We start from the raw sequence: 528 nt of genomic DNA on the forward strand, positions 1-528 counted from the left end.
GGTTCTCCCGATTGTTCGAAGGCAGCATCGACAGGAGATACCGCACCTCCGCGATGCACGTCTCCTCATCGTCATACGCGAAATGCGCGACACCCGAAGTCTCCGCATGCACATCCGCACCACCGAGACCGTTCTGCGTAATCTCCTCCCCCGTCACCGCCTTCACCACATCAGGACCCGTGATAAACATCTGCGACGTCTCACGCACCATAAACACAAAATCCGTCAACGCCGGCGAATACGCAGCACCACCCGCACACGGACCCAACATCACCGAAATCTGCGGAATCACACCAGAAGCCCGCGTATTACGCTGGAAAATCCCCCCGTACCCAGCAAGCGCCGAAACACCCTCCTGAATACGCGCACCCGCACCATCATTCAACGACACCAACGGCGCACCCGCCGAAATCGCCATATCCATAATCTTATGAATCTTCTCCGCATGCGCCTCACCCAACGCACCACCGAAGATCCGAAAATCATGGGCGTACACGAACACGGTCCGACCCTCGACCGCGCCCCACC

1 protein-coding gene is annotated in these 528 nt (G+C 58.3%); it reads right to left on the reverse strand.

Annotated elements, in window-relative coordinates; translation table 11 throughout:
- Positions 1–528 (reverse strand): carboxyl transferase domain-containing protein (locus tag NBG84_RS39765; protein ID WP_285369006.1); only part of this gene is annotated, 528 nt, incomplete at both ends.

The organism is Streptomyces albipurpureus (genome assembly GCF_023701525.1).
In the GTDB taxonomy this organism is placed as follows: domain Bacteria; phylum Actinomycetota; class Actinomycetes; order Streptomycetales; family Streptomycetaceae; genus Streptomyces; species Streptomyces albipurpureus.